The organism is Geodermatophilus obscurus DSM 43160 (assembly GCF_000025345.1).
Classification (GTDB): domain Bacteria; phylum Actinomycetota; class Actinomycetes; order Mycobacteriales; family Geodermatophilaceae; genus Geodermatophilus; species Geodermatophilus obscurus.
Genome location: NC_013757.1, coordinates 2080412 through 2099829, shown reverse-complemented (window position 1 = coordinate 2099829; position 19418 = coordinate 2080412). Strand labels below are relative to the sequence as shown.

Here is a 19418-nt window from a genome sequence, read left to right as displayed (position 1 = left end):
ACGAGGGGCGAGCACGTGGCGGACCATCCGGAGCTGCGCGGGCAGGTGGTCGCGCTGGGCGCGTCGCTGTTCGCCCGCGGACTCACGGCCGGGCGCACGGGCAACCTGAGCGTCCGCGTACCCGGCGGGTTCCTGGTGACCCCGACCGGGGCGAGTCTCGGGCAGCTGTCGACCGACCAGCTCAGCCTCGTCGACCTGCAGGGGGACCACCTCGACGGGCCACGGCCCTCCAAGGAGGCGTTCCTGCACGCAGCCGTCTACCGGGCCCGGCCGCAGGACTCCGCGGTGGTGCACACCCACAGCACCCACGCGGCCGCCGTGTCCTGCCTGGCCGACGTGGACCCGCACGACGTGCTGCCGGCCCTGACGGCCTACTACGTCATGCGAGTGGGCCGGCTGCCGCTGTTGCCGTACCACGCTCCGGGCGACCGCTCGCTCGAGGAGCTGGCGGAACGGACGGCCCGCACGTCGCACGCCATGCTGCTGGCCAACCACGGGCCGGTCGTCTCTGCCGCCGACCTCGCGTCGGCCGCCGATGCCGTCGAGGAACTCGAGGAGACCGCCCGCATCCACCTGCTCCTGTACGGACGGCGGACGCGGCCGCTGACGCCCGAGCAGGTCGCGGCCCTCCGGCGCGCTTGAGGCGACAGGGCCAGCGCCCCCGCTCCTGGTGAGTGCTGGTTTGCGCGCTGTCCCCAACCCGCCCGCCGCCAAGTCGGCCAAGAGTTACCAATAGTTTTCATCGTCAGTCAGTAACTCGTCCACGGCCCCTCGAATACTACGTAACAGCCAGCGCCTACCCTTATCGCCCAAGTATTTACTCGATTGCGGCACGCATGCTACCCATATCGGTAGTTCGGGCCCCGCTTCGCGGGGCCCATCGCCGTCTCTAGGGGTGACGTGTTGACCATTGTTGGACGGCGTTGACAATGCACGGCGGAATGAAGGTCTACGCCGGTCCGCCGGCCGCCGCTCGGCAGTACCTGGAGGCCGACCGCGGCCGGGCCGATGACTACTACCTGGCCGAGGGCACCGGTCTGGCCCGCCGCTTCACCGCCCGCGACGGGCGGGTGCAGGAATGTGCGGCGCTGATCGGGGAGACCTACGAGGCGTGGGTGGCCGGCCGGGATCCCTACACCGGCACACCGCGGGGGCGGCTGCGCACCGATGACCGTGCGGTGCGGTTCGTCGAGGTCGTGGTGAACGGCCCGAAGTCCTGGTCACTGGCAGCCGCGGTGCACCCGGACATCGCCGCGGCCTACGACGCGGCGCAGGACCGCGCCGCCGCCGAGATCGTCGGCTGGCTCGCCGGGCACGCGACCACCCGGGTGGGTCCGCGCGGCGGGCAGGTGCAGGTGCCCATCGAGGTGCTGGAGGCGGTGACGGTGCGGCACCACACCTCCCGGGCTGGGGATCCGCACCGGCATCTGCACCTGCAGATCGGCGCCCGGGTGTTCGCCGCCGGGAAGTGGCGCGGACTGCACACCGGCGGCGTGCGGGACTTCCTGACTGCCATCAACGGAATCGGGCACGCCGCGGTCGCCTGTGACCCACAATTCCGGGCCGTGCTGGCCGCCCACGGCTACACGCTCGACGCGACTGGAGAAATACTGGAGCTTGCCGAGTACATCGGACCGTTCAGCGCCCGGGCGGCGCAGATCGGGCGAAATCTGGATCGCTACGAACGCCAGTGGACCAAGGCGCACCCCGGCGAGCAGCCAGGCCCGGCTCTGCGGCGGGCGTGGGACACCCGGGCGTGGGCTGACGGCCGCCCGGACAAGGTCACGCCGCGCTCGGGCACCGACCTGATCTCGCGTTGGCGAGCCGAACTAGCCGCCCTCGGCTTCCGCGACCCGGACCGGCCGGTCGATCTCCCACCGACCCCGGTCGGCGCGCTGGACCGCGACCGCGCCGTCGCCCAGATCCTCACCCGGTTGGCCGCCGGTCGCTCGGCCTGGAACCCCGCCGACATCCGTGGCGAGGCCGAGCGGCTCATCGCCGGTCAGGGCATCGTGGTCGACACTGCGGTACGTGTCGAGCTGGCCGAGGAACTCACCGCCCGTGCCCTAGGAGAATGTGTCCCGCTTCTGCAGCGTGAGGGGGTGCCCGAGCACGTCCGGGCCTGGACCTCGCCGGCGGTGCTCGAGGTCGAGGCCGACCTGGTCGCCCGGCTCGCCGCCCGCAGTACCCACCACGGTCGAGATGTCGCCGTCGGACCGGCCCTAGTGGCCGGCCTGGAGCGGCTGGATGGTGGGCAGGCCGCCACCGCCGAGGCGCTCGCCGGGAGCCGGCCGCTGGTCGTGGTGGAGGGCGCGGCCGGCGCCGGCAAGACCACCACCCTGGCCGCCGCCCGCCGCCTTCTTGCTCGGCAGGGGCGCGGGCTGCTGGTGGTCACCCCGACGCTCAAGGCGGCCCGGGTCGCCTCCGCCGAGGTCGGCACCGCGGCCGGGTCGGCGGCCTGGCTGGCCTTCCAGCACGGCTGGCGCTGGAACGACGACGGCGCCTGGACCCGGCTGGTCGCCGGGCAGGCCGACCCGGCCACCGGCGCCGTCTACGCCGGGCCGGCCGAGGAAGCGCGGCTGCTCCCCGGGGATCTCCTCGTGGTTGATGAAGCGGGCATGCTCGACCAGGACACCGCCCGCGCCCTGCTCACCATCGCTGACGAGTACGAGGTCCGCGTCGCGCTGCTCGGTGACCGCCACCAGCTCGCGGCGGTCGGCCGCGGCGGCGTCCTCGACCTCACCGTCCGCGCCGCCGACCCGGCCGCCCGCCCGACCCTCGACACGGTGCACAGGTTCATACACAGGGACGATGCCGGACGCACGATCCCCGACACCGACTACGCCGAGCTGACCCTGGCCATGCGCCGCGGCCAGGACGCGGGGGCGGTGTTCGACGCGCTGCACGCCCGCGGCCAGGTCCGCCTCCACCCGGACACCGCCGCCCGGCTCGAGACGCTGGCCGCACTCGCCGCCTCCTGTGTGCATGAGGAGGCGGTCGCCGTGGTGGTGGATACCCGCGAGCAGGCCGCCGAGCTCAACGCCGCCATCCGGGACCGGCTGGTCGCCGAGGGACGGGTCGACGACGGCCAGGCGGTCGCCACCCGGGCCGGGCAGCGGATCAGTGCCGGCGACCGCATCGCCACGCGCCGCAACGACCGGGCATTGGGGGTGGCCAACCGCGACCTCTGGACCGTCACCGCGGTCAGCCCGCACGGGAACCTCGCCGTCACCCCAGCGCGCGCTGATGCTTCCAACGTCACCCCGACCGGCGTCACCCCTGCCGGGTCAGGGGAGCGAGTACTGCCTGCGGACTACGTCGTCTCCCATGTCGAGCTGGCCTACGCCTCGACCGCGCACGGCGTGCAGGGCGATACCGTCGCCGCCGCCCACGTGGTCGTCGGTGAGCACACCGGTGCGGCGGCCGCCCACGTCGGGATGACCCGCGGCCGCACGGCCAACGTCGCGCACCTCGTCGCCGATGATCTCGACGAGGCCCGGAAGCAGTGGATCACGGTGTTCGACCGCGACCGCGCCGACCTCGGCCCCGCCCACTCTGCCGAACTGGCCGCCACCGAGGCCGCCCGCTACGTCCCACCCCGCTCGCTGGACGCCGTCCTTGCCGAGTTGCACGCGGCGTGGACGGCCGAGCAGCGCTGCCGGGACCGGCTTTCCTTGCTCGAGCCGATGCGCAAGGAGCTGCGAGAACTGATCACGCTCCAGCCGCACTCGGTCGAGCAGCTGGCCGGTCTCACCGGCACCCACCGGCAGGCAGCTTGGGCCGCGGACCAAGCCACGCATCGAGTCGAGGCCAGCGACGCGTCCGTCGCTGCCGAGGCCGACCGACTACGTGACGTCCTGCCGCCGCCTGGACGGCGAGCGTGCCGCCGTCCAGGCGGCGGCGCGAGTGGTGCTCGACGGGCCCGGCCGGCTCGGGCTCCGGCGGGGCGCCGTCGTCCGGGCCGGCGAGCAGCTCGCCGACTGGGCCGACCGCTGGCGCTCCCACCTCCCGCAGCTGCCCACCGACCCGGGCGCGCTGGCCCGGGTCGCCGGCCGGATCCACGACCAACCCGCGTTGTGGTCCGCGCTGGACGCCTCCGCTCACCGCACCGCCGAACGCGCCCATCCCGAGCACGCTGCGCTGCGCGCGGCCGCCGACGCTGCCCGGCACGCCCGCGAGCAGGCCTGGCAGGTGCTGGCCGAGGCTCGCCGCCAGCACGGCGAGCGGCTCACCCGCTTCGGAGCCCTGGCCTGGACCCCCGATCCTGAGCAGCGGCTAGCCGACGCCGGGCGCGACATCGCCACCACGAAGGATGAGTTGAGCGCCGCGCAGGCGCGCGTCGGGCAACTGAGCGCCGAGCCGGCCATCCTGGCCCAGCCGGCCGACTTGTTGGTTCGGGAGCGTGCGGTCTGGCGCGTCCGTCGCGACGCCGAACGGGCCGCCCGCCGAGCGGCAGCCGCAGCGGCGTCCTCGCCGGGACCGACCGGCAGCCTGCGACCACCGGAGCCGGTCCCTCACCGGACGTCTTCACCCGGTGCTGATCACGGCATCGGGCGATGATGTCGGGCTTGCCCTGCTCCCCTGCCGCCGGGCGGGGGAGCGGGACTGGAGGAGAACCGGAGAAGTTGGCTGTGGGCTGTCACCGATGGCCGCGAAGTGGCGCCTTCTGCACGTGCACGCCCGACCACACCCGTTCCGATCCGGAGCCAGCCATGCCCAACGAGACACCCGGCCGCGATCACACCGCCGACCCCGCACCTGCGCTGCTCTCTATCACCGAAGCCGCCGAACTGCTGCGGGCCCCCGTCGCGACGCTCCGCTACTGGCGGCACCTGGGCACCGGCCCGACCAGCTTCCGCCTCGGCCGCCGCGTCCTCTACCGCCGCGACGACCTCCACGCCTGGATCGACGCCCGTCGCGACCACCGCACACCTCCGGCGCCATGACGCCCCCGGATCGCTCACCCGTCACTCCCCCGACCCGAGGCAGCCGAACGGCCTGGGGAGTGCGCCTCCACGTGCGACGGCAGTCAGCTGTCGGACACATCGGGCACGCTCGCATCGCTTGCCACCGCCACGGAGGTCATCGACATGGCCGGCTCCATCACCCGCATCACGCTCAGCGACGGTTCCGCCCGCTATCGCGCCCGGTATCGAGACCCTGGCGGTCGTCAGCACGAGCGGCGCTTCGTGCGGAAAGGTCGACGCCCAGCGCTGGCTCGACGAGGCCACCTCGGCCCTCGTCACGCAGACATGGACGGCGCCGGCGCGCGGCCGGGTCACCGTCGCCGACTGGGCCGATCGGTGGCTGGCCTCGCAGACCGGTGTGAAGCCGAGCACGCTCTACCGCTACGGCAACCTGCTGCGGACCCACGTGCTGCCGACCTGGGGGAAGCACCAGCTCGCCGATGTCACGCACGCCGATGTCGCCGTCTGGGTCGCCAAGTTGCTGGGCCAGGGGTCCGCCGCGGGCACCGTACGTCAGGCCCACCGGGTGTTCTCGCTGTTGCTCGGCCTCGCCGTCCGCGACGGGCGCATCCCGCGCAACCCGGCCGAGCGAGTGCCACTGCCTCGCGTGATCCGGAGCGAGCCGAGGTTCCTCACCCACGACGAGGTTGAGCGGCTCGCGGACGCAGCAGGCGCCGAGGGTGACGTCATCCGGCTGCTGGCGTACACCGGACTGCGCTTCGGTGAGATGGCCGCCCTGCGCGTCCGTCGCGTCGACTTCCTCCGGCGCCGGCTCACCATCGCCGAGGCCGTCACCGAGGTCGGCGGGCGGCTCGAGTTCGGTACGCCCAAGACCCATCAGCAGCGGACCGTGCCCCTGCCCGCAACCCTCGCCGAGCCGCTGGCCCGCCGCTGCGAGGGCAAGCAGGGCGACGACCTGTTGGTGACCACGGCCAGCGGCACGGTGCTTCGCCTCCGCAACTGGCGTCGCGTCGTCTTCGATCCGGCGGTACGAGCGGCCGGCCTGAGCGACGTCACTCCGCACGACCTACGCCACACCGCCGCGTCGCTCGCCGTCTCAAGCGGCGCCACAGTCAAGGCCGTCCAGCGCATGCTCGGCCACGCCTCGGCGGCCATGACCCTGGACGTCTACTCCGGCCTCGTCGACGACGACCTCGCCGCGCTGGCCGACCGGATGGACGCTGCCGCGCGGGCAGCCGCGGAGGCGCGTGTGGGCGCCGTGTGGGCGCGACCGCCAGCCGATACTCCGCCGAACGGTAAATGCGCTGGTCAAGGCGGTGGGCCCCGTGGGGAATCGAACCCACAACCCGCGGATTAAAGTTCCCCGGGGTGGGGTTCGTGGACGTGCGCCGTCGTACGGATACCCAGGTCCGACGGTTGATGCGGTCATCCGCGTATGGCTGCGGACACCTGTGAACGCCCCGCGGTGGCACACACGCTGGCACACAGCATCACCCTCACCTGTCGCTGTAGCCGGGGGACGCGTGGTGGTCAAGGCACGACGTTGGGGCCGGCCTGCGGCGGGCGCGGCTGGTCCTCGGCGTACGGGCGGATGGCGAGCAGGGCGACGTCGTCGGCGGCTCCCGCCGGTGGGAGCAGCGTGGTCATGACCAGGTCGCAGAGGTCCTCGAGGTCGAGGCCGGCGCTGCCGGCCAGCAGGTCGGTCAGGCGCGCCAGGCCCGTGTCCAGGTCGCGCGTGCCGGAGCCGCCGGGCCGCCCGGTGGCGGCGACCGGGACGTCGAGCTGCTCGAGGAGCCCGTCGGTGTAGAGCAGCAGGGTGGAGTTCACCGGCAGCACGTGGCGGTGCTCGGGACGGGGCCGGGAGGGATCGACGCCGAGCGGGAGCCCGACCCGGTCGGTGAGGACGGCGACGGTGCCGTCGGCGTGCAGCAGCACCGGTGGGGGGTGCCCGGCCGAACTCCAGGTCAGGGCGCGGTCCCGCGCGGGCCGGTCCGGGGGGAAGCGTTCCACGCGGGCGACCAGGGCGGTGGCGAACACGTGCTGGCCGAAGGTGTCGCAGGCGACGTCGACGGTGGTGAGCACTCTCGCCGGGCCGGCGGTCCCGTCGAGGCCGGCCATGCGCAGCTCGGTGCGCAGCTGGCCCATCGTGACCGCCGCTGCGATGTCGTGGCCGGCCACGTCGCCGACGACCAGGCTGGTGGTGCCGGTGGCGTCGAGGTAGGCGTCGTACCAGTCCCCGCCGACCAGCTGCGTGTTCTCGGCCAGCTGGTAGCGGGAGGCCAGCTGCAGGTGGTCGGGCTGCGGCAGCAGCGTGGGCAGCAGCGCCCGCTGCATCGTCTCGGACACCGTGCGGTCGAGGAACGATGCCCGCGCGGCCTCGACCACCAGGCCGGCGCGGGTCATCAGCGCGCTCACCAGCTCGCGGTCGCGCTCGGTGTAGGGCGCCGAGCCTCGCACCCACCGCCGGAGGGGCACGGCCGCGTCAGGGGACGACGGGCGCCCCGGCCCCACGCGGTGCGTGACCGGGGCGCCGGTCAGCCCAGGCTGAGCGGACGAGCGCTGGGCTGGAGTGCGTCAGGACTGGGGCGGGATGAACCGGCGGAAGGCCGGCACGGCCGCCGCGGCGACACCGACGTGCATGAGCATCAGCGCAACCACGCCGGCAGTCGTGGTCCCGGGCTGCGACTCGTTGACGAGCAGCATGACGTCCGGGATCAGCGAGAGCACGAGCACCGTGGGAACGAGCACACGCAGCACCCGCGAGGCGTTGCGGCTGCGCGAGACGACGAGGTGCCAGGCGATGGCGCCGACGATCGCGCCGACGACGGTCAGGAACCCGTACACCGGCAGGGTGAGCGGCTGGAACTCGTCCGGGATGTCGAAGAGAGCCTTCGCGAGCAGGGCTATCAGGCTGTTGATGACGAGCCCCCCGACGGCGCCGATGGCGGCGGCGACGGCGGTGGACTTCCAGGACACCGCGCGGGTGTCCCGGGCCGAGGTGGTGGTCATGGCAGTTCTCCAGGTCGGGTGGTGGATCAGGTGGCGGGCGGCCGGTGTCGCCCCGGTGATCACGGGACGGGCGGGAACTGCGTCGGGACCCGGTCAGTCGTCAGGCGTCCGAGTGCGCCAGCGACCCCAGCCATCGCCTTGGTGACGCAGGCGATTACTTGCCCGTGCAAGTGAAGGTAGCCGACCGAAGCTTGCCGCGTCAAGCGCCCGGAGAGATCTCCGGAAATTCCTGATGGTGGGCTCGATGACGACCGGTCGGTGTCGCCCGGTGATGACGGAGCGACACCGACCGGGAACGGGTCAGGCGTCGCGGCGCGACAAGGCGACGGCGGCCCCGGCGACGGCCACGACGATCCAGCCGGCGAAGACCAGTACCCCCGTGCCGGCGCCGAGCAGCGACTCGGTCGGAACGGTGGACGTGAACGCCGACGCGGCGTTGGACGGCAGATACTTCAGCAACCCGTCCCAGGCCTCGGGCAGGAGTGCGCCGGCGAGCGTCGGCAAGACCAGGATTCCGGCGAGCAGGGCACTGATGGCTCCTGCGGTGCTCCGCAGGAGCACGCCGAGAGCCAGGCCGATCAGGCCCATGCCCACGACGTAGCCGGCCGTGCCCAGCACGACCCGCGCGGTCCCCGGATCGCTCCACGAGACGGTGGCGACGCCGCCCGCGTCGAGCACGGCCATGCCCACCGCGAAGGCCACGAAGACGCCCGCGAGGACGACCGGGACGACGGCCAGCAGAAAGGCGACCACCTTGGCCCCGAGCACGGGCAGGCGCGCGGGTACCGCGGCGAGATAGCTGCGGATGAGGCCGGAGGAGTACTCCCGGGCGCCGAACAGGACACCGAGGACGCCGACGAGGACGACGGCGAGCATCGAGCCGCTGAGCACGGTGGAGAGCGGATCGCCGCCGCCCGGTCCGCCGCCGTCGCGCGGGCCCTCGACGGCGCCGGTCGCGCTCGCGGCGGCGATGGCGCCGATCCCGACGATGGTCAGCAGCACCGCGGTCAGCATGGCCCAGGTCGAGCGCAGGGTGCGCAGCTTGATCCACTCGGCGCGGATGACGCGCGCCAGGGTGATCCGGTACGCGGGCGCCGTGGTCGCGCGGTGCCGGTGGGCCGAGGACGCGGTGTGAGCGGTGGTCGTGTCCGGTGAGGTGGAGGTGGTCATCGTGGGGTCCGCCTTCTCGCGGGTCGTGGTGGGAGGGGTGCCGTCGGGCAGCGTGGCGGTCACCGGGCTGCCGCCGCGGTGGTGGGGAGCGCGCCGTCGGTGCGGCCGTGGTACTGCACGGACTCCTTCGTGAGTTCCATGAAGGCCTCCTCTAGGGAGGGGTGCAGCGGGACGAGCTCGTGGAGCGGCAGACCGTGGCGCGCGGCGAGGTCACCGATCTCCGAGGCGGGCACGCCCTCGATCTCCAGCTCCGTCGGCGAGGACGACGTCACGGTGACCCCGGGCGCGGCCAGCAGGCCGGCCAGTGCCGTGGCGTCCGGCGAGACGACCCTGACCTTGTCGCTCCACGCCGAGGCGATGAACTCCGCCATCGACACGTCCCGGATCAGCCGGCCCCGGCCGACGACGATCAGGTGGTCGGCGGTCAGCTCCATCTCGCTCATCAGGTGCGAGGACAGGAACACCGTTCGCCCCTCCTCGGCCAAGGACCGCAGGAAGCTGCGCACCCACAGGATGCCGTCGGGGTCCAGCCCGTTCACCGGCTCGTCGAGCATCACGATGGACGGGTCGGCCAGCAGCGCCGAGGCGATGCCCAGCCGCTGCCCCATGCCCAGGGAGAAGGAACCCGCCGGCTTGCGCGCGACCTCGGCCAGACCGACCGCGTCCAGCAGCTCGTCCACGCGGCGGGCTCCGACACCCACCGTGGCCCCCAGGGCCAGCAGGTGGTTGCGGGCCGAGCGCCCCTTGTCCACCGCCTTGCCGTCGAGCAGGGCGCCGATCTCGTGCAGCGGCGCCGTCGACGTCCGGTAGTCCCGCCCGTTGACGGTGACCGATCCGGAGGTCGGCCGGTCCAGGCCGAGGATCATCCGCATGGTGGTGGACTTGCCCGCCCCGTTCGGCCCGAGGAACCCGGTGACGACACCGGGACGGACGTCGAAGGTGAGGTCGTCGACGGCGACGACGTCCCCGTAGCGCTTGGTCAGGTTCTGCAGTTCCAGCATCAGTCGCTCCCCGGCTATTGGTTGACGAGGCAACTATCCATCGGGCAAGCGGTCCCCGTCGTCATCCGTACGCAGGCTCTTGCGGCGGCCTCCGCCTACTGCCAGCGCAGTAGAGGCGAGGCCGGCACACGCGTCAGCGCGGATACGTGTCGCCCGCCCGGACGAGCCCGGTCTGGTAGGCGAGGACCACCAGCTGGGCCCGGTCCCGCGCGCGGAGCTTGCTCATGGCCCGGTTGACGTGCGTCTTGACCGTGAGCGGCGAGAGGTGCAGGCGCGCCGCGATGTCCTCGTTGCTCAGCCCGTGCGCCACCAGCGCGACCATCTCGCGTTCCCGCTCCGTGAGGACGTCGAGCGCCGCGTCGACGGGAGCAGGCCCGTCGGGGTCCGGCCCGGACCGGCCGGGCTGGGCCAGGAAGCGGGCGATCAGGCTCCGGGTGGCCCGCGGGGACAGCAGCGCGTCACCGCGCGCGACCACCCGGATGGCGTCGAGCAACTCGTCCGGCTCGACGCTCTTGCCCAGGAACCCGCTCGCCCCCGACCGCAGGGCCTCGACGACGTACTCGTCGGCCTCGAAGGTGGTCAGCACGATGATGCGGACCTCGGAGAGGTCGGGTGACGCGGCGATCTGCCGAGCCGCCGTCAGTCCGTCCACACCGGGCATGCGGATGTCCATCAGGACGACGTCCGGTCGCAGCGCGCCGGCCTGGCGGACGGCCTCGGCGCCGTCACCTGCCTCACCGACCACCTTGAGGTCGTCGGCACTGTTGACGAGCGCCGCGAACCCCGATCGGATGAGGACCTGGTCGTCGGCGAGCAGCACGCGGACGGTCATGCCGGGTCCCGCGGGATGAGGACCGACACCCGATAGGCGCCGTCCGGCTCCGGTCCGGCCGCCAGCCGCCCGCGGACGGCGTCGACGCGTTCCCGCATGCCGATCAGACCGTGACCGCCCCCGGACCGGTGCCGTCCGTTCCTGCCAACCTCGTTGCGCACCTCGATGCTCACACCCTCCGGTCGGCTGTCCACGACCATCGTGGCCGCGCCGGTGCCGTACCTCAGGGCGTTGGTCAGCGTCTCCTGGACGACCCGGTACGCGGTCAGGTCGTGGATCGCGGGGAGCCCCGCGAGCTCGCCGCTGACGGTCCAGGTCAGGTCCAGCCCGGCCTGGCGGATGGAGTCGGCCAGCTCGCCGACCCGGGCCATGCCCGGCGTCGGATCGGTCGGCGCCTCCTCCCCCGCGGTGCGCAGCAGACCCACGACCGTGGACATCTCCGACAGCACGGTCTTGCTGGCGTCACGCACCAGGTCGAGCGCCGCTCGCGCCTGGTCGGGGTCGGCGTCCAGGAGATGGCGCGCGACCCCAGCCTGCACGTTGACGATCGAGATGTGGTGGGCCACGACGTCGTGGAGCTCGCGGGCGATGCGCAGCCGCTCGTCGCTGACCCGGCGCTCGGCCTCGTCCTCCCGCGTCAGCTCGGCCTGCAGGGCGCGGGCCTCCGCCGCCGCCAGCGTGGCCCGGTGACTGCGCACTGCGACCCCGACCGCCGAGGCGGCGGCCGACCACGCGAAGGTCTGCAGGCCAGGGACCCCGCGGTCGTCGAGCCAGTCGCCCTCGGCCACGACCGAGGCGAGGGTGTAGGCGACACCCGAGACGACGCTCGCTAGGACCACGCTGCGCAGGGGTAGTCGGCTGCCGACCGTGTAGAGCGCGACGCAGGTGGTGGCAGCCAGGACGATGCTCCCGTCGCTCTGCAGCACGCCGGCGACCCCCGCCACCGTCGCGAACGCCCAGACCCGCAGCGGCTGCTCCCGCCGGAAGACCAGAGCTGCCGCGGCGAGGGCGAACACGGCCAGGGACCAGCCGTCCGGGCTTCCCGGGAACTCGGGATTCCGGATGACGAGGGTCGGGAGGACGAGGAGGACCAGCAGCGCCGCCAGACACGCATCCGCGAGCCGCGGGTGCGCCGCCGACCAGAGCCGTCCCCCTGCCACGGCTCCTCCTCCGGTCGACCCAGCGATGGCAGGCGCGGACGTGCGCCGGACGGACGAGCCCTCACCTCCCCGAAGGAGGTGAGGGCCCGTGGTCACTGCTGGCGAGCGGCTGCCGCGGCGACGGCGTCGGCGAGCGGGGTCGGCGCCCGGCCGATGAGCGTGGCCAGGTCGTCGCCGACGTGGTGTTCCCCGTCGGCCACGGCCCGGTCGAAGTCCGCGAACAGTGCCGCGGCCGGCTCGGGTAGCCCGGCACCGACGAGGATCTGGGCGTACTGCTCGACCGGCACATCGGTGTAGGCGACGTGCCGGCCCGTGACCGCGGAGACGGTCGCGGCCAACTCGGGCATGGTGAACGCCTCGCCGCCGAGCTCGTACACCGCGCCGTCGTGACCGTCCTGGGTCAGGACGGCGGCGGCCGCCTCCGCGAAGTCGGCGCGGGGAGCCGCGCTGACCTTGCCGGTGCCGGCGGAGCCGACGATGCCGTGCTCGAGGTAGGTGGCCAGCTGGCCCGTGTAGTTCTCGATGTACCAACCGTTGCGCAGGACGACGTGCGGCACCCCGGACTCGACCAGGACCTGCTCGGTGGCGAGGTGCTCGGCTGCCAGAGGAAGGGTCGAGGTGTCGGCGTGGGGGAAGCTGGTGTATGCGATCAGGCGCACACCCGCGTCCTTCGCCGCCGAAATCACGTTGCGGTGCTGCGGCAGCCGCTGGCCGACCTCGCTGCTCGAGACGAGCAGCACCTTCTCGGCGCCGGCGAACGCGGCGCGCAGGGAGTCGGGGTCGGTGTAGTCGGCGCGGCGGACGGTGACGCCGCGGTCCTGCAGGTCGGCGAGCGCCTCGACGCGGCGGCCGGTGGCGACAATCTGGTCGGCGGGCACGCCGCGGGCGAGGAGGGCTTCGACGACCAGTCGGCCGAGGTGGCCGGTGGCGCCGGTGACGACGATGGACATGCGGGTGGTTCTCCTTGGTGAGGTGGGTCCGGGTTGCAGGCTCAGGCGGCCTGGAAAGAGCGCCGGGAGAGGCCGAAGCTGTAGCCGTCCAGGGTGGTGATCACCGGGGCGGTGGGGTCGGTGGCCGCGCCGAGGGCGACGAACAGCGGGGTGAAGTGCTCCACGGTCGGGTGGGCGTAGGGCAGGCCCGGCGCGGCGCTGCGATACCGGGACAGCTCGGCGACGTCGCCACGGGCCAGCGCGTCGGCGGCCCAGCCGTCGAAGTCGGTCGACCAGGCCGGCACCTCGGTCCCCTCGAGCATCCCCCGGGTGATGAACGGCAGGCCGTGGGTCATGTGCCCCGAGCCGACCACCAGCACGCCCTCCTCGCGCAGCGGACGCAGCCGCTCACCGATGGCCAGCAGCCGGTCGGGGTCCTCGGTGGGCAGGGAGAGCTGCAGCACCGGGACGTCGGCCTCCGGGTACATGATCTTCAGCGGCACCCAGGAGCCGTGGTCCAGGCCGCGGCTGGCGTGCTGGTGCACGTGCTCGGTGTCGGGCATGAGGCGGACCACGTCGCGGGCGAGCTCGCCCGCGTCGGGGGTGTCGTAGCGGAACGTGTAGTAGAGCGGGTCGAAGCCGCCGAAGTCGTAGACCAGCTCGGTGGGCCGGGGAGCGCTGATCGACAGCGGCGCGGACTCCCAGTGCGCGGAGACCACCAGGATCGCCTTCGGCTTGGGCAGCGCGCGGGCCCAGTCGTGCAACGGGTTCAGCCACTCGGGCCGCCAGAACGGCATCGGACCACCACCGTGGGACAGGTAGAGGCTCGGCAGCGCCCCGTCCTCCGGCGTCCACGCCCGGTGTGGGTCCAGCGCGGCGACGCGGCGCAGGTGCTGGGCAAAGAGGTGGTCGGCCGGGATGCGGGCGTCCGCAGCGGCGGTCGTAGCGGGACCGAGCGTGGTCATGGTGGACTCCCAGTTGGTTGTCGAGGCAACTGACACTCTGCCGCAACTCACTTGCTGCAGCAAGTATTTCGCCGAACATGTGAGCGCCTCCACTCCACGCGTCGCCGACGACCGCCACCGGGCCGGTCGAGCACGACCCTGCGATAGTTCTCGCCCTCACGTCAGCTCGCGTACCACCCCGGCCAGACCGACACGGAGGGCACTCGTGACCAGCGACCCGGCTGAGGACGATCGAGCGGAGCCCGGCCCCCAGCCGCGGTACCTCCCCGTCGCCGAGCACGGACTGATCGGCGATCTGCACACCGTGGCGCTGGTCGGCACCAACGGCACCATCGACTGGTACTGCTACCCGTCATTCGACTCGCCGAGCGTGTTCGGGGCGATCCTCGACGCCGACCGCGGAGGCTCCTTCGAGCTGGCCACCGCCTCGCCGGCGCGCACCCCGGCAGTTCTACGTCCCGCACACCAACGTCCAGCTGACCCGCTTCTACACCGGCGACGCCGTGGGCGAGGCCCAGGACTTCATGCCCGTCGGCCCGGCCACGGAGACGGCTGACCACCGGTTGGTCCGGCGGGTGCTCTGCGTCCGCGGGACCATGACGTTCCGCGTGCGGGTGTCCCCCCGCTTCGACTACGGCCGCCGGACGCACACCGTCGACGAGCGCGACGGTGGCGTCCTCTTCGGCTCGACGGACCTGTCGCTGTCGCTGACCGCCACGGTTCCCCCCTCCGCTGCGACGGGCGCGATGTCGAAGCGGAGTTCACCCTGGTCGAGGGCGACTCGGCGGTGTTCGCCCTCGACCGCGTCGACGGGGATACCGCGCCGCGCGGTCGCTCCGGCACCGAGGCGGAGGAGCTCTTCGACGCCACGGTCACGTACTGGCGGCGCTGGCTGTCGGCGTCGCGCTACCGCGGCCGCTGGCGCGAGATGGTCCACCGGTCGGCGCTGACGCTGAAGCTGCTGACCTATGCACCGACGGGCGCCATCGTCGCCGCGCCCACGACCAGCCTGCCCGAACAACCCGGTGGCGAGCGGAACTGGGACTACCGCTTCGTGTGGATTCGCGACGCTGCCTTCTGCGTCTACGCGCTCCTGCGGCTGGGCTTCACCAGCGAGGCAGCCGCGTTCATGAACTTCCTCGCGCAGCACATCCCACCGGCAGACGACCACCCCTCTGGCCCCCTGCAGATCATGTACGGCACAGACGGCCGCACCGACCTGGCCGAGGAGGAGCTCCCGCACCTGGAGGGGTACGAGGGCGCGTCCCCCGTCCGGATCGGCAACGGCGCGGCCGAGCAGCTCCAACTGGACATCTACGGCGAGCTGATCGACTCCGTGTACCTGTACGACGAGTGGGCGGAGCCCATCTCCAGTGATGCGTGGGAGGGCCTCTGCGGTCTCGTCGACTGGGTCTGCGACCACTGGGACCAGCCCGACGAGGGCATCTGGGAGACCCGCGGCGGGCGCAAGAAGTTCCTGTACTCGCGGCTGATGTGCTGGGTGGCCGTCGAGCGCGCCATCCGCATGGCCAACCGTCGCGGCCTGCCCGCCGACCGGGCCAGGTGGGAGCGCACCCGCGACGACATCTACCGGCGGATCATGAAGCGGGGCTGGTCGGCACGACGTCAGGCGTTCGTGCAGCACGAGGATGACGACGTCCTGGACGCCGCCGTCCTGATGATGCCGCTGGCGAAATTCGTCGCGCCGACCGATCCCAAGTGGCTCGCCACCCTGGATGCCCTCAGCCTCTACGCCGAGCAGATCGGCGTCGCCGGAGATCAGCAGGGCAACTTCCCCCAGGCCTTCACCCACCTGGCGCTCATCAGCGCCGCCGTGAACCTCGATCGGGCCCTGGGATGGCGCCGGCCTGGAGCAGGCCCGTCGGCCCGCCGGTCCACCGCGGTCGCGGCGGACCGGCAGGGCTGTGCGTCAGCGGGGCTGCGGCTTGCTCTCGTTGAGGCCGTAGACGCGGCCGTCCACGCCGCGGAAGTGGCGGTAGGCGTAGTCCAGGTCGGGCACCCGGTTGATCTCCCCGAGCAGCTCGCCGCCCGCCGCGGCGATCTCGGCGCTGGCCGCCTCGACGTCGTCGACCCGGAAGCCGAAGGCGATGGAGCCGTTGTAGCCGAAGTCCGGGGCGGTCTGCGGCGTGTAGAGCTCCAGCATCCCCCCGTCCGGGAGCGCGTACACGAAGACGCCGTACATCTCCATCGCCAGGGTCAGACCGAGGGTCTCGGTGAGGAACTTCTTCTGGGCGTCGAGCTGCTCGGGCTCGACGGTGATGGAGTGCCAGGTGATGGCGTTGACGTTCAAGGCGGTGTCCTCTTCTCGGTGGGTGGTTGTGTTGCTTCCGAGCGCGGCCGTGGGCGCGCCTGGCTCTGTGGACCCCGTGGCCGGGGAGTGCCGGTCAGTCGGCGTCGCGTCGCCAGGCGACCGTCAGGCCGGCACGGGCACCGAAGCGCTCGAGGTGGCTGCCCAGAGCGTGCTCGAGGCGGTCGAGGGTCTCGACGTCGGACGCCTCGACGTGCAACGTCAGCACGCCGTCGCCGACGAGGATCCGGCCGCGGGCCTCCCCGACGGTGATCGTCCAGGCGCCGTCGGCGTCCTCGGTGAACGGGGCCTTGCGGCCCAGGTGCGAGACCAGCTGCTTGGCGTAGCGGGCCGGGGCGTCGGTGGGCACGTCGGCGCGCGAGGAGAGGATGGTCATCGGTTTTCTCCTGATCGGGTTCGGCGGTCGGGGGGTCCGGTCAGGCCGCCTGGAAGGAGCGGATCGAGTTGCCCATCCACATGCCGTCGAAGGCGGTCGTCACCGACTGGCCGGGCGTGGTGCCTGCACCGAGGGTGAGCAGCAGGGGCACGAAGTGGTCGGCGGTCGGGTGGGCGATGTCCGCGCTCGGTCCCTTGGCGCGGTAGTCGAGCAGGGCGTCGACGTCGCTGCGCGCGATGGCGTCGGTGGCCCACTCGTCGAAGGCGGCGGTGTGGCCCGCCGGCTCAGGCCGGCGGAAGACGGTGAAGCTGCGGGTCATGGTCCCCGAGCCGATGACCAGGATGCCCTCACGCAGGGTGTGGAGCCGCTCCCCCAGCCTCAACAGGGCCTCGGGATCCAGGCTCGGCGTGCTCAGCTGGACGGCAGGCACCTCGACGGCCGGTTACATGGCCACCATCGGGATGAAGGCGGCGTGGTCCAGACCGCGGTCGACGTGCTGGTGCAGCGGAGTGGAGTCGCTCAGCGTCGCGGCGATGCGCCGTGCCAGGCCGGTCGCGCGGGTGGGCGGCCGATGACGGGCCGGAGGGGATGTGCCCGCCGCCGGGCGGAGTCGGCGCTCTTGCGTCGACCCCGGCCGGCGACGGTGGTGTCAGCCCTCGACGGTGACGACGAGCTTGCCGCCGGCGCCGCCGGTGGCGAGCCGGCCCAGGCCCTCGGTGGCCTGCTCGAGGGGCAGGACGTCGGCGACGGTGACCTTCAGGTCCCCGGCCGCGGCCTGTTGGGCGAGCGGGGCGAGGACCTCCCGGGTGGGGGTGGCCATGACGGAGGTGCCGGTGAGCCCGGCGGCGGCGAGGGTGGCCTCGTCGGGCACCGCCGCGACGCCGGCGACCTTGCCACCAGTGCGCACGGCGGAGATGGGGGTGCCGGCGGGGTCCATGCCGTAGAGGCTGACCAGGGCGTCGACGCCGTCGGGGTAGGCGGCGCGGACCTGCTCGGCGACCGGGCCGGCGGTGTGGTCGATGACCCGGGCGGCGCCGAGGGCGGTGAGCCGGTCGGCGTCGGCGGGCGTGCCGGTGGCCACGACGGTGACACCCCGGGCGGCCAGCAGCTGCACGGCGAAGGAGCCGACGCCGCCGGAGGCGCCGTTGACCAGCACGGTCTGCCCGGGCTGGGGGTCGATCGCGTCGATGGACTGCACGGCGGCTGCGCCGGCCAGCGGGAGGGCGGCGGCGGTGGTGAAGTCCAGGCCGGCGGGCTTGGGCGTGACCGTGGCGGCCGGCAGGACGGCGTGCTCGGCGAGGGTGCCGGCCGAGATCGGCGGGGCCAGCAGCACGTGGCCGAGCACCTCGTCGCCGACGGCGACGTGGTCGACACCGGCGCCGACGGCCTCCACGACGCCGGCGGCGTCGCGGCCGATCACGAGCGGGTACTCGTGCGGCAGGCCCATCTGGGCGAGGAAACCGGTGGCGACGGCGTTGTCGATGGGGTTCAGGCCAGCGGCCTTGACCCGGATCAGAGGACCGTGCCCTCGGTGGGCTCGGGGGTGGGCAGCTCGCCGAGCTGGGGCTGCTCACCGGCGGTGGGGACGTGCAGTGCGCGCATGACGGGGACTCCAGGTCAGGTGGTTGCGATGGGGTGCACTCCGGCCACGGGAGGCCGGAACGAGTGGAGGTGGCGCTCGGCGGTCACCCGGTGAGGTCGGCCGCCGATGGGGTCAGAAGGCGTACGGGCCGAACCGGCCCCAGGCCACGAACGCGGCCAGGGCGAGCAGCACGATGTTGACGACGATGTTCGTCGACTCCTTGCGGCGGGCGTGGGTCACCGCGGCGCCCAGCATGAGCAGGGCCAGGCCGGTGGCGGCGATCGGCACCAGCACCGGGACGATGTCCAGCGCGGCGGGCAGGATCAGGCCCGCGGCGCCGAGCACCTCCAGGGCGCCGATGCCCTTGACCGCGCCGTCGCTGAAGTCCTCGGTCCAGCCCATGCCGGAGTCGGCGAGCTTCTTCTTCGGCTGGGTGAGCTTCATCAGCCCGGCGGCGAGGAAGGCGACGGCCAGCAGCCCGGCCACGATCCACAAGACGACGTTCACGTTCTGACTCCTCACGTGCTTTACTTGACGACGCAAGCGACAGTAGTCGCTCGGTACTTGCACCGTCAAGTAACTGTGTCGGTGTGTCGCATTGCTCGATCAAGCGAGGAGAGGTGTCGTGGAAGCGGTCGAGGAGCCGCGGTGGTTGACCGCGGAGGAGCAGCAGACCTGGCTGGAGCTGATCGGGGTGCTCACCTGGCTGCCCGACGCCATCGACGCCCAGCTGCAGCGCGACGCCGGCGTCAGCCACTTCGAGTACCAGGTGATGGCGATGCTGTCCATGGCCCCGCAGCGCACCCGACGGATGAGCGAGGTCGCCGCGCTGGCCAACGGGTCGCTGACCCGGCTGTCCCGGACCGTCGACCGGCTGGACAAGCGTGGCTGGGTGATCCGCCGGCCCGATCCCGAGGACGGCCGCGCCACCCTGGCCGTGCTCACCGACGCCGGCTGGAACAAGGTCGTCACCACCGCCCCCGGCCACGTCGCCGAGGTCCGCCGCCTGGTCCTCGACCCGCTGACCAGGACCCAGGTCCGCCAGCTGCACGAGATCGCCACCCGGATCCGGCAGGTCGTCAGCCCAGGCGGATGCCTCCCGACCCTGGCGACGCCGGACACCCCCTGATTCCCCGA

The 19418-nt window shown here is 72.9% G+C and carries 17 protein-coding genes and 3 pseudogenes; 7 read left to right on the top strand and 13 right to left on the bottom strand.

From position 1 onward, the window contains the following. Positions 1–15 precede the first annotated feature (15 nt). The 4 genes and pseudogenes from otnC (at position 16) to GOBS_RS09885 (ending at position 6285) form a co-directional block, all read left to right on the top strand. Entirely contained in the window at positions 16–642 is a 627-nt protein-coding gene (gene otnC, locus GOBS_RS09900; protein ID WP_012948151.1) for a 3-oxo-tetronate 4-phosphate decarboxylase, read from the top strand. 299 nt (positions 643–941) lie between these two features. Then, positions 942–4560: pseudogene (gene mobF, locus GOBS_RS09895) on the top strand (MobF family relaxase). A 152-nt stretch (positions 4561–4712) separates the two neighbouring features. After that, positions 4713–4946 (top strand): helix-turn-helix transcriptional regulator, encoded by a 234-nt coding sequence (locus GOBS_RS09890; protein ID WP_012948149.1) that lies wholly within the window; start codon positions 4713–4715, stop codon positions 4944–4946. A gap of 144 nt (positions 4947–5090) precedes the next feature. Beyond that, positions 5091–6285: pseudogene (locus GOBS_RS09885) on the top strand (tyrosine-type recombinase/integrase). Between the two features lie 173 nt (positions 6286–6458). Here the strand turns inward: GOBS_RS09885 and GOBS_RS09880 are convergent. The 8 genes from GOBS_RS09880 to GOBS_RS09845 form a co-directional block, all read right to left on the bottom strand. After that, entirely contained in the window at positions 6459–7403 is a 945-nt protein-coding gene (locus tag GOBS_RS09880) for a PP2C family protein-serine/threonine phosphatase (RefSeq protein WP_049788210.1), read from the bottom strand. A 99-nt stretch (positions 7404–7502) separates the two neighbouring features. Beyond that, complete coding sequence (locus GOBS_RS09875; RefSeq protein WP_012948146.1) at positions 7503–7937, bottom strand: DUF6069 family protein; 435 nt, start codon at positions 7935–7937, stop codon at positions 7503–7505. A 300-nt stretch (positions 7938–8237) separates the two neighbouring features. Beyond that, positions 8238–9170 carry an integral membrane protein gene (locus GOBS_RS09870; protein WP_012948145.1) on the bottom strand — a complete coding sequence of 311 codons (933 nt, stop codon included), beginning with the start codon at positions 9168–9170 and terminating at the stop codon, positions 8238–8240. Further along, positions 9167–10108, bottom strand: a complete 942-nt coding sequence (locus tag GOBS_RS09865) for an ABC transporter ATP-binding protein (RefSeq protein WP_012948144.1) — start codon at positions 10106–10108, stop codon at positions 9167–9169. The genes GOBS_RS09870 and GOBS_RS09865 overlap by 4 nt, the downstream gene beginning before the upstream one ends. 133 nt (positions 10109–10241) lie before the next feature. Then, on the bottom strand, positions 10242–10940 hold the full coding sequence (locus GOBS_RS09860; RefSeq protein WP_012948143.1) for a response regulator: 699 nt from the start codon (positions 10938–10940) through the stop codon (positions 10242–10244). Beyond that, positions 10937–12100, bottom strand: a complete 1164-nt coding sequence (locus GOBS_RS09855; RefSeq protein WP_012948142.1) for a sensor histidine kinase — start codon at positions 12098–12100, stop codon at positions 10937–10939. Before GOBS_RS09855 ends, GOBS_RS09860 begins: the two co-directional genes overlap by 4 nt. Before the next feature lie 92 nt (positions 12101–12192). Continuing rightward, on the bottom strand, positions 12193–13050 hold the full coding sequence (locus GOBS_RS09850; protein WP_012948141.1) for an SDR family oxidoreductase: 858 nt from the start codon (positions 13048–13050) through the stop codon (positions 12193–12195). A 41-nt stretch (positions 13051–13091) separates the two neighbouring features. Beyond that, positions 13092–13994 (bottom strand): DODA-type extradiol aromatic ring-opening family dioxygenase, encoded by a 903-nt coding sequence (locus GOBS_RS09845; protein ID WP_012948140.1) that lies wholly within the window; start codon positions 13992–13994, stop codon positions 13092–13094. On the opposite strand from GOBS_RS09845, the gene GOBS_RS28750 reads away from it, so the two are divergent. Next, positions 13948–14550: a trehalase-like domain-containing protein gene (locus GOBS_RS28750; protein WP_341776541.1), complete on the top strand. Its 603-nt coding sequence runs from the start codon at positions 13948–13950 to the stop codon at positions 14548–14550. The two genes, GOBS_RS09845 and GOBS_RS28750, sit on opposite strands and share 47 nt — an antisense overlap. Positions 14551–14922: 372 nt before the next feature. Beyond that, positions 14923–15678, top strand: a pseudogene (locus GOBS_RS28745) (glycoside hydrolase family 15 protein); the annotation flags it as partial. Between the two features lie 246 nt (positions 15679–15924). On the opposite strand, the gene GOBS_RS27315 reads toward GOBS_RS28745, so the two are convergent. From GOBS_RS27315 to GOBS_RS09815, 5 genes are all read right to left on the bottom strand, one after another. Then, positions 15925–16305 carry a VOC family protein gene (locus GOBS_RS27315; RefSeq protein WP_012948138.1) on the bottom strand — a complete coding sequence of 127 codons (381 nt, stop codon included), beginning with the start codon at positions 16303–16305 and terminating at the stop codon, positions 15925–15927. 94 nt (positions 16306–16399) lie between these two features. Continuing rightward, complete coding sequence (locus GOBS_RS09830; RefSeq protein ID WP_012948137.1) at positions 16400–16699, bottom strand: DUF2218 domain-containing protein; 300 nt, start codon at positions 16697–16699, stop codon at positions 16400–16402. 40 nt (positions 16700–16739) lie between these two features. Continuing rightward, a complete protein-coding gene (locus tag GOBS_RS09825; protein WP_049788208.1) occupies positions 16740–17129 on the bottom strand; it encodes a DODA-type extradiol aromatic ring-opening family dioxygenase in 390 nt (129 codons plus the stop codon). A 219-nt stretch (positions 17130–17348) separates the two neighbouring features. Next, the gene (locus GOBS_RS09820; RefSeq protein ID WP_243697735.1) at positions 17349–18182 is read right to left on the bottom strand and encodes an NADP-dependent oxidoreductase; all 834 of its coding nucleotides are present in this window, start codon (positions 18180–18182) and stop codon (positions 17349–17351) included. 231 nt (positions 18183–18413) lie between these two features. Beyond that, positions 18414–18788, bottom strand: coding sequence for a DoxX family protein (locus GOBS_RS09815; protein WP_012948136.1), 375 nt, complete (start codon positions 18786–18788; stop codon positions 18414–18416). Between the two features lie 118 nt (positions 18789–18906). Between GOBS_RS09815 and GOBS_RS09810 the strand changes: the two genes are divergently transcribed. Beyond that, a complete protein-coding gene (locus GOBS_RS09810) occupies positions 18907–19410 on the top strand; it encodes a MarR family winged helix-turn-helix transcriptional regulator (RefSeq protein ID WP_012948135.1) in 504 nt (167 codons plus the stop codon). Positions 19411–19418 lie beyond the last annotated feature (8 nt).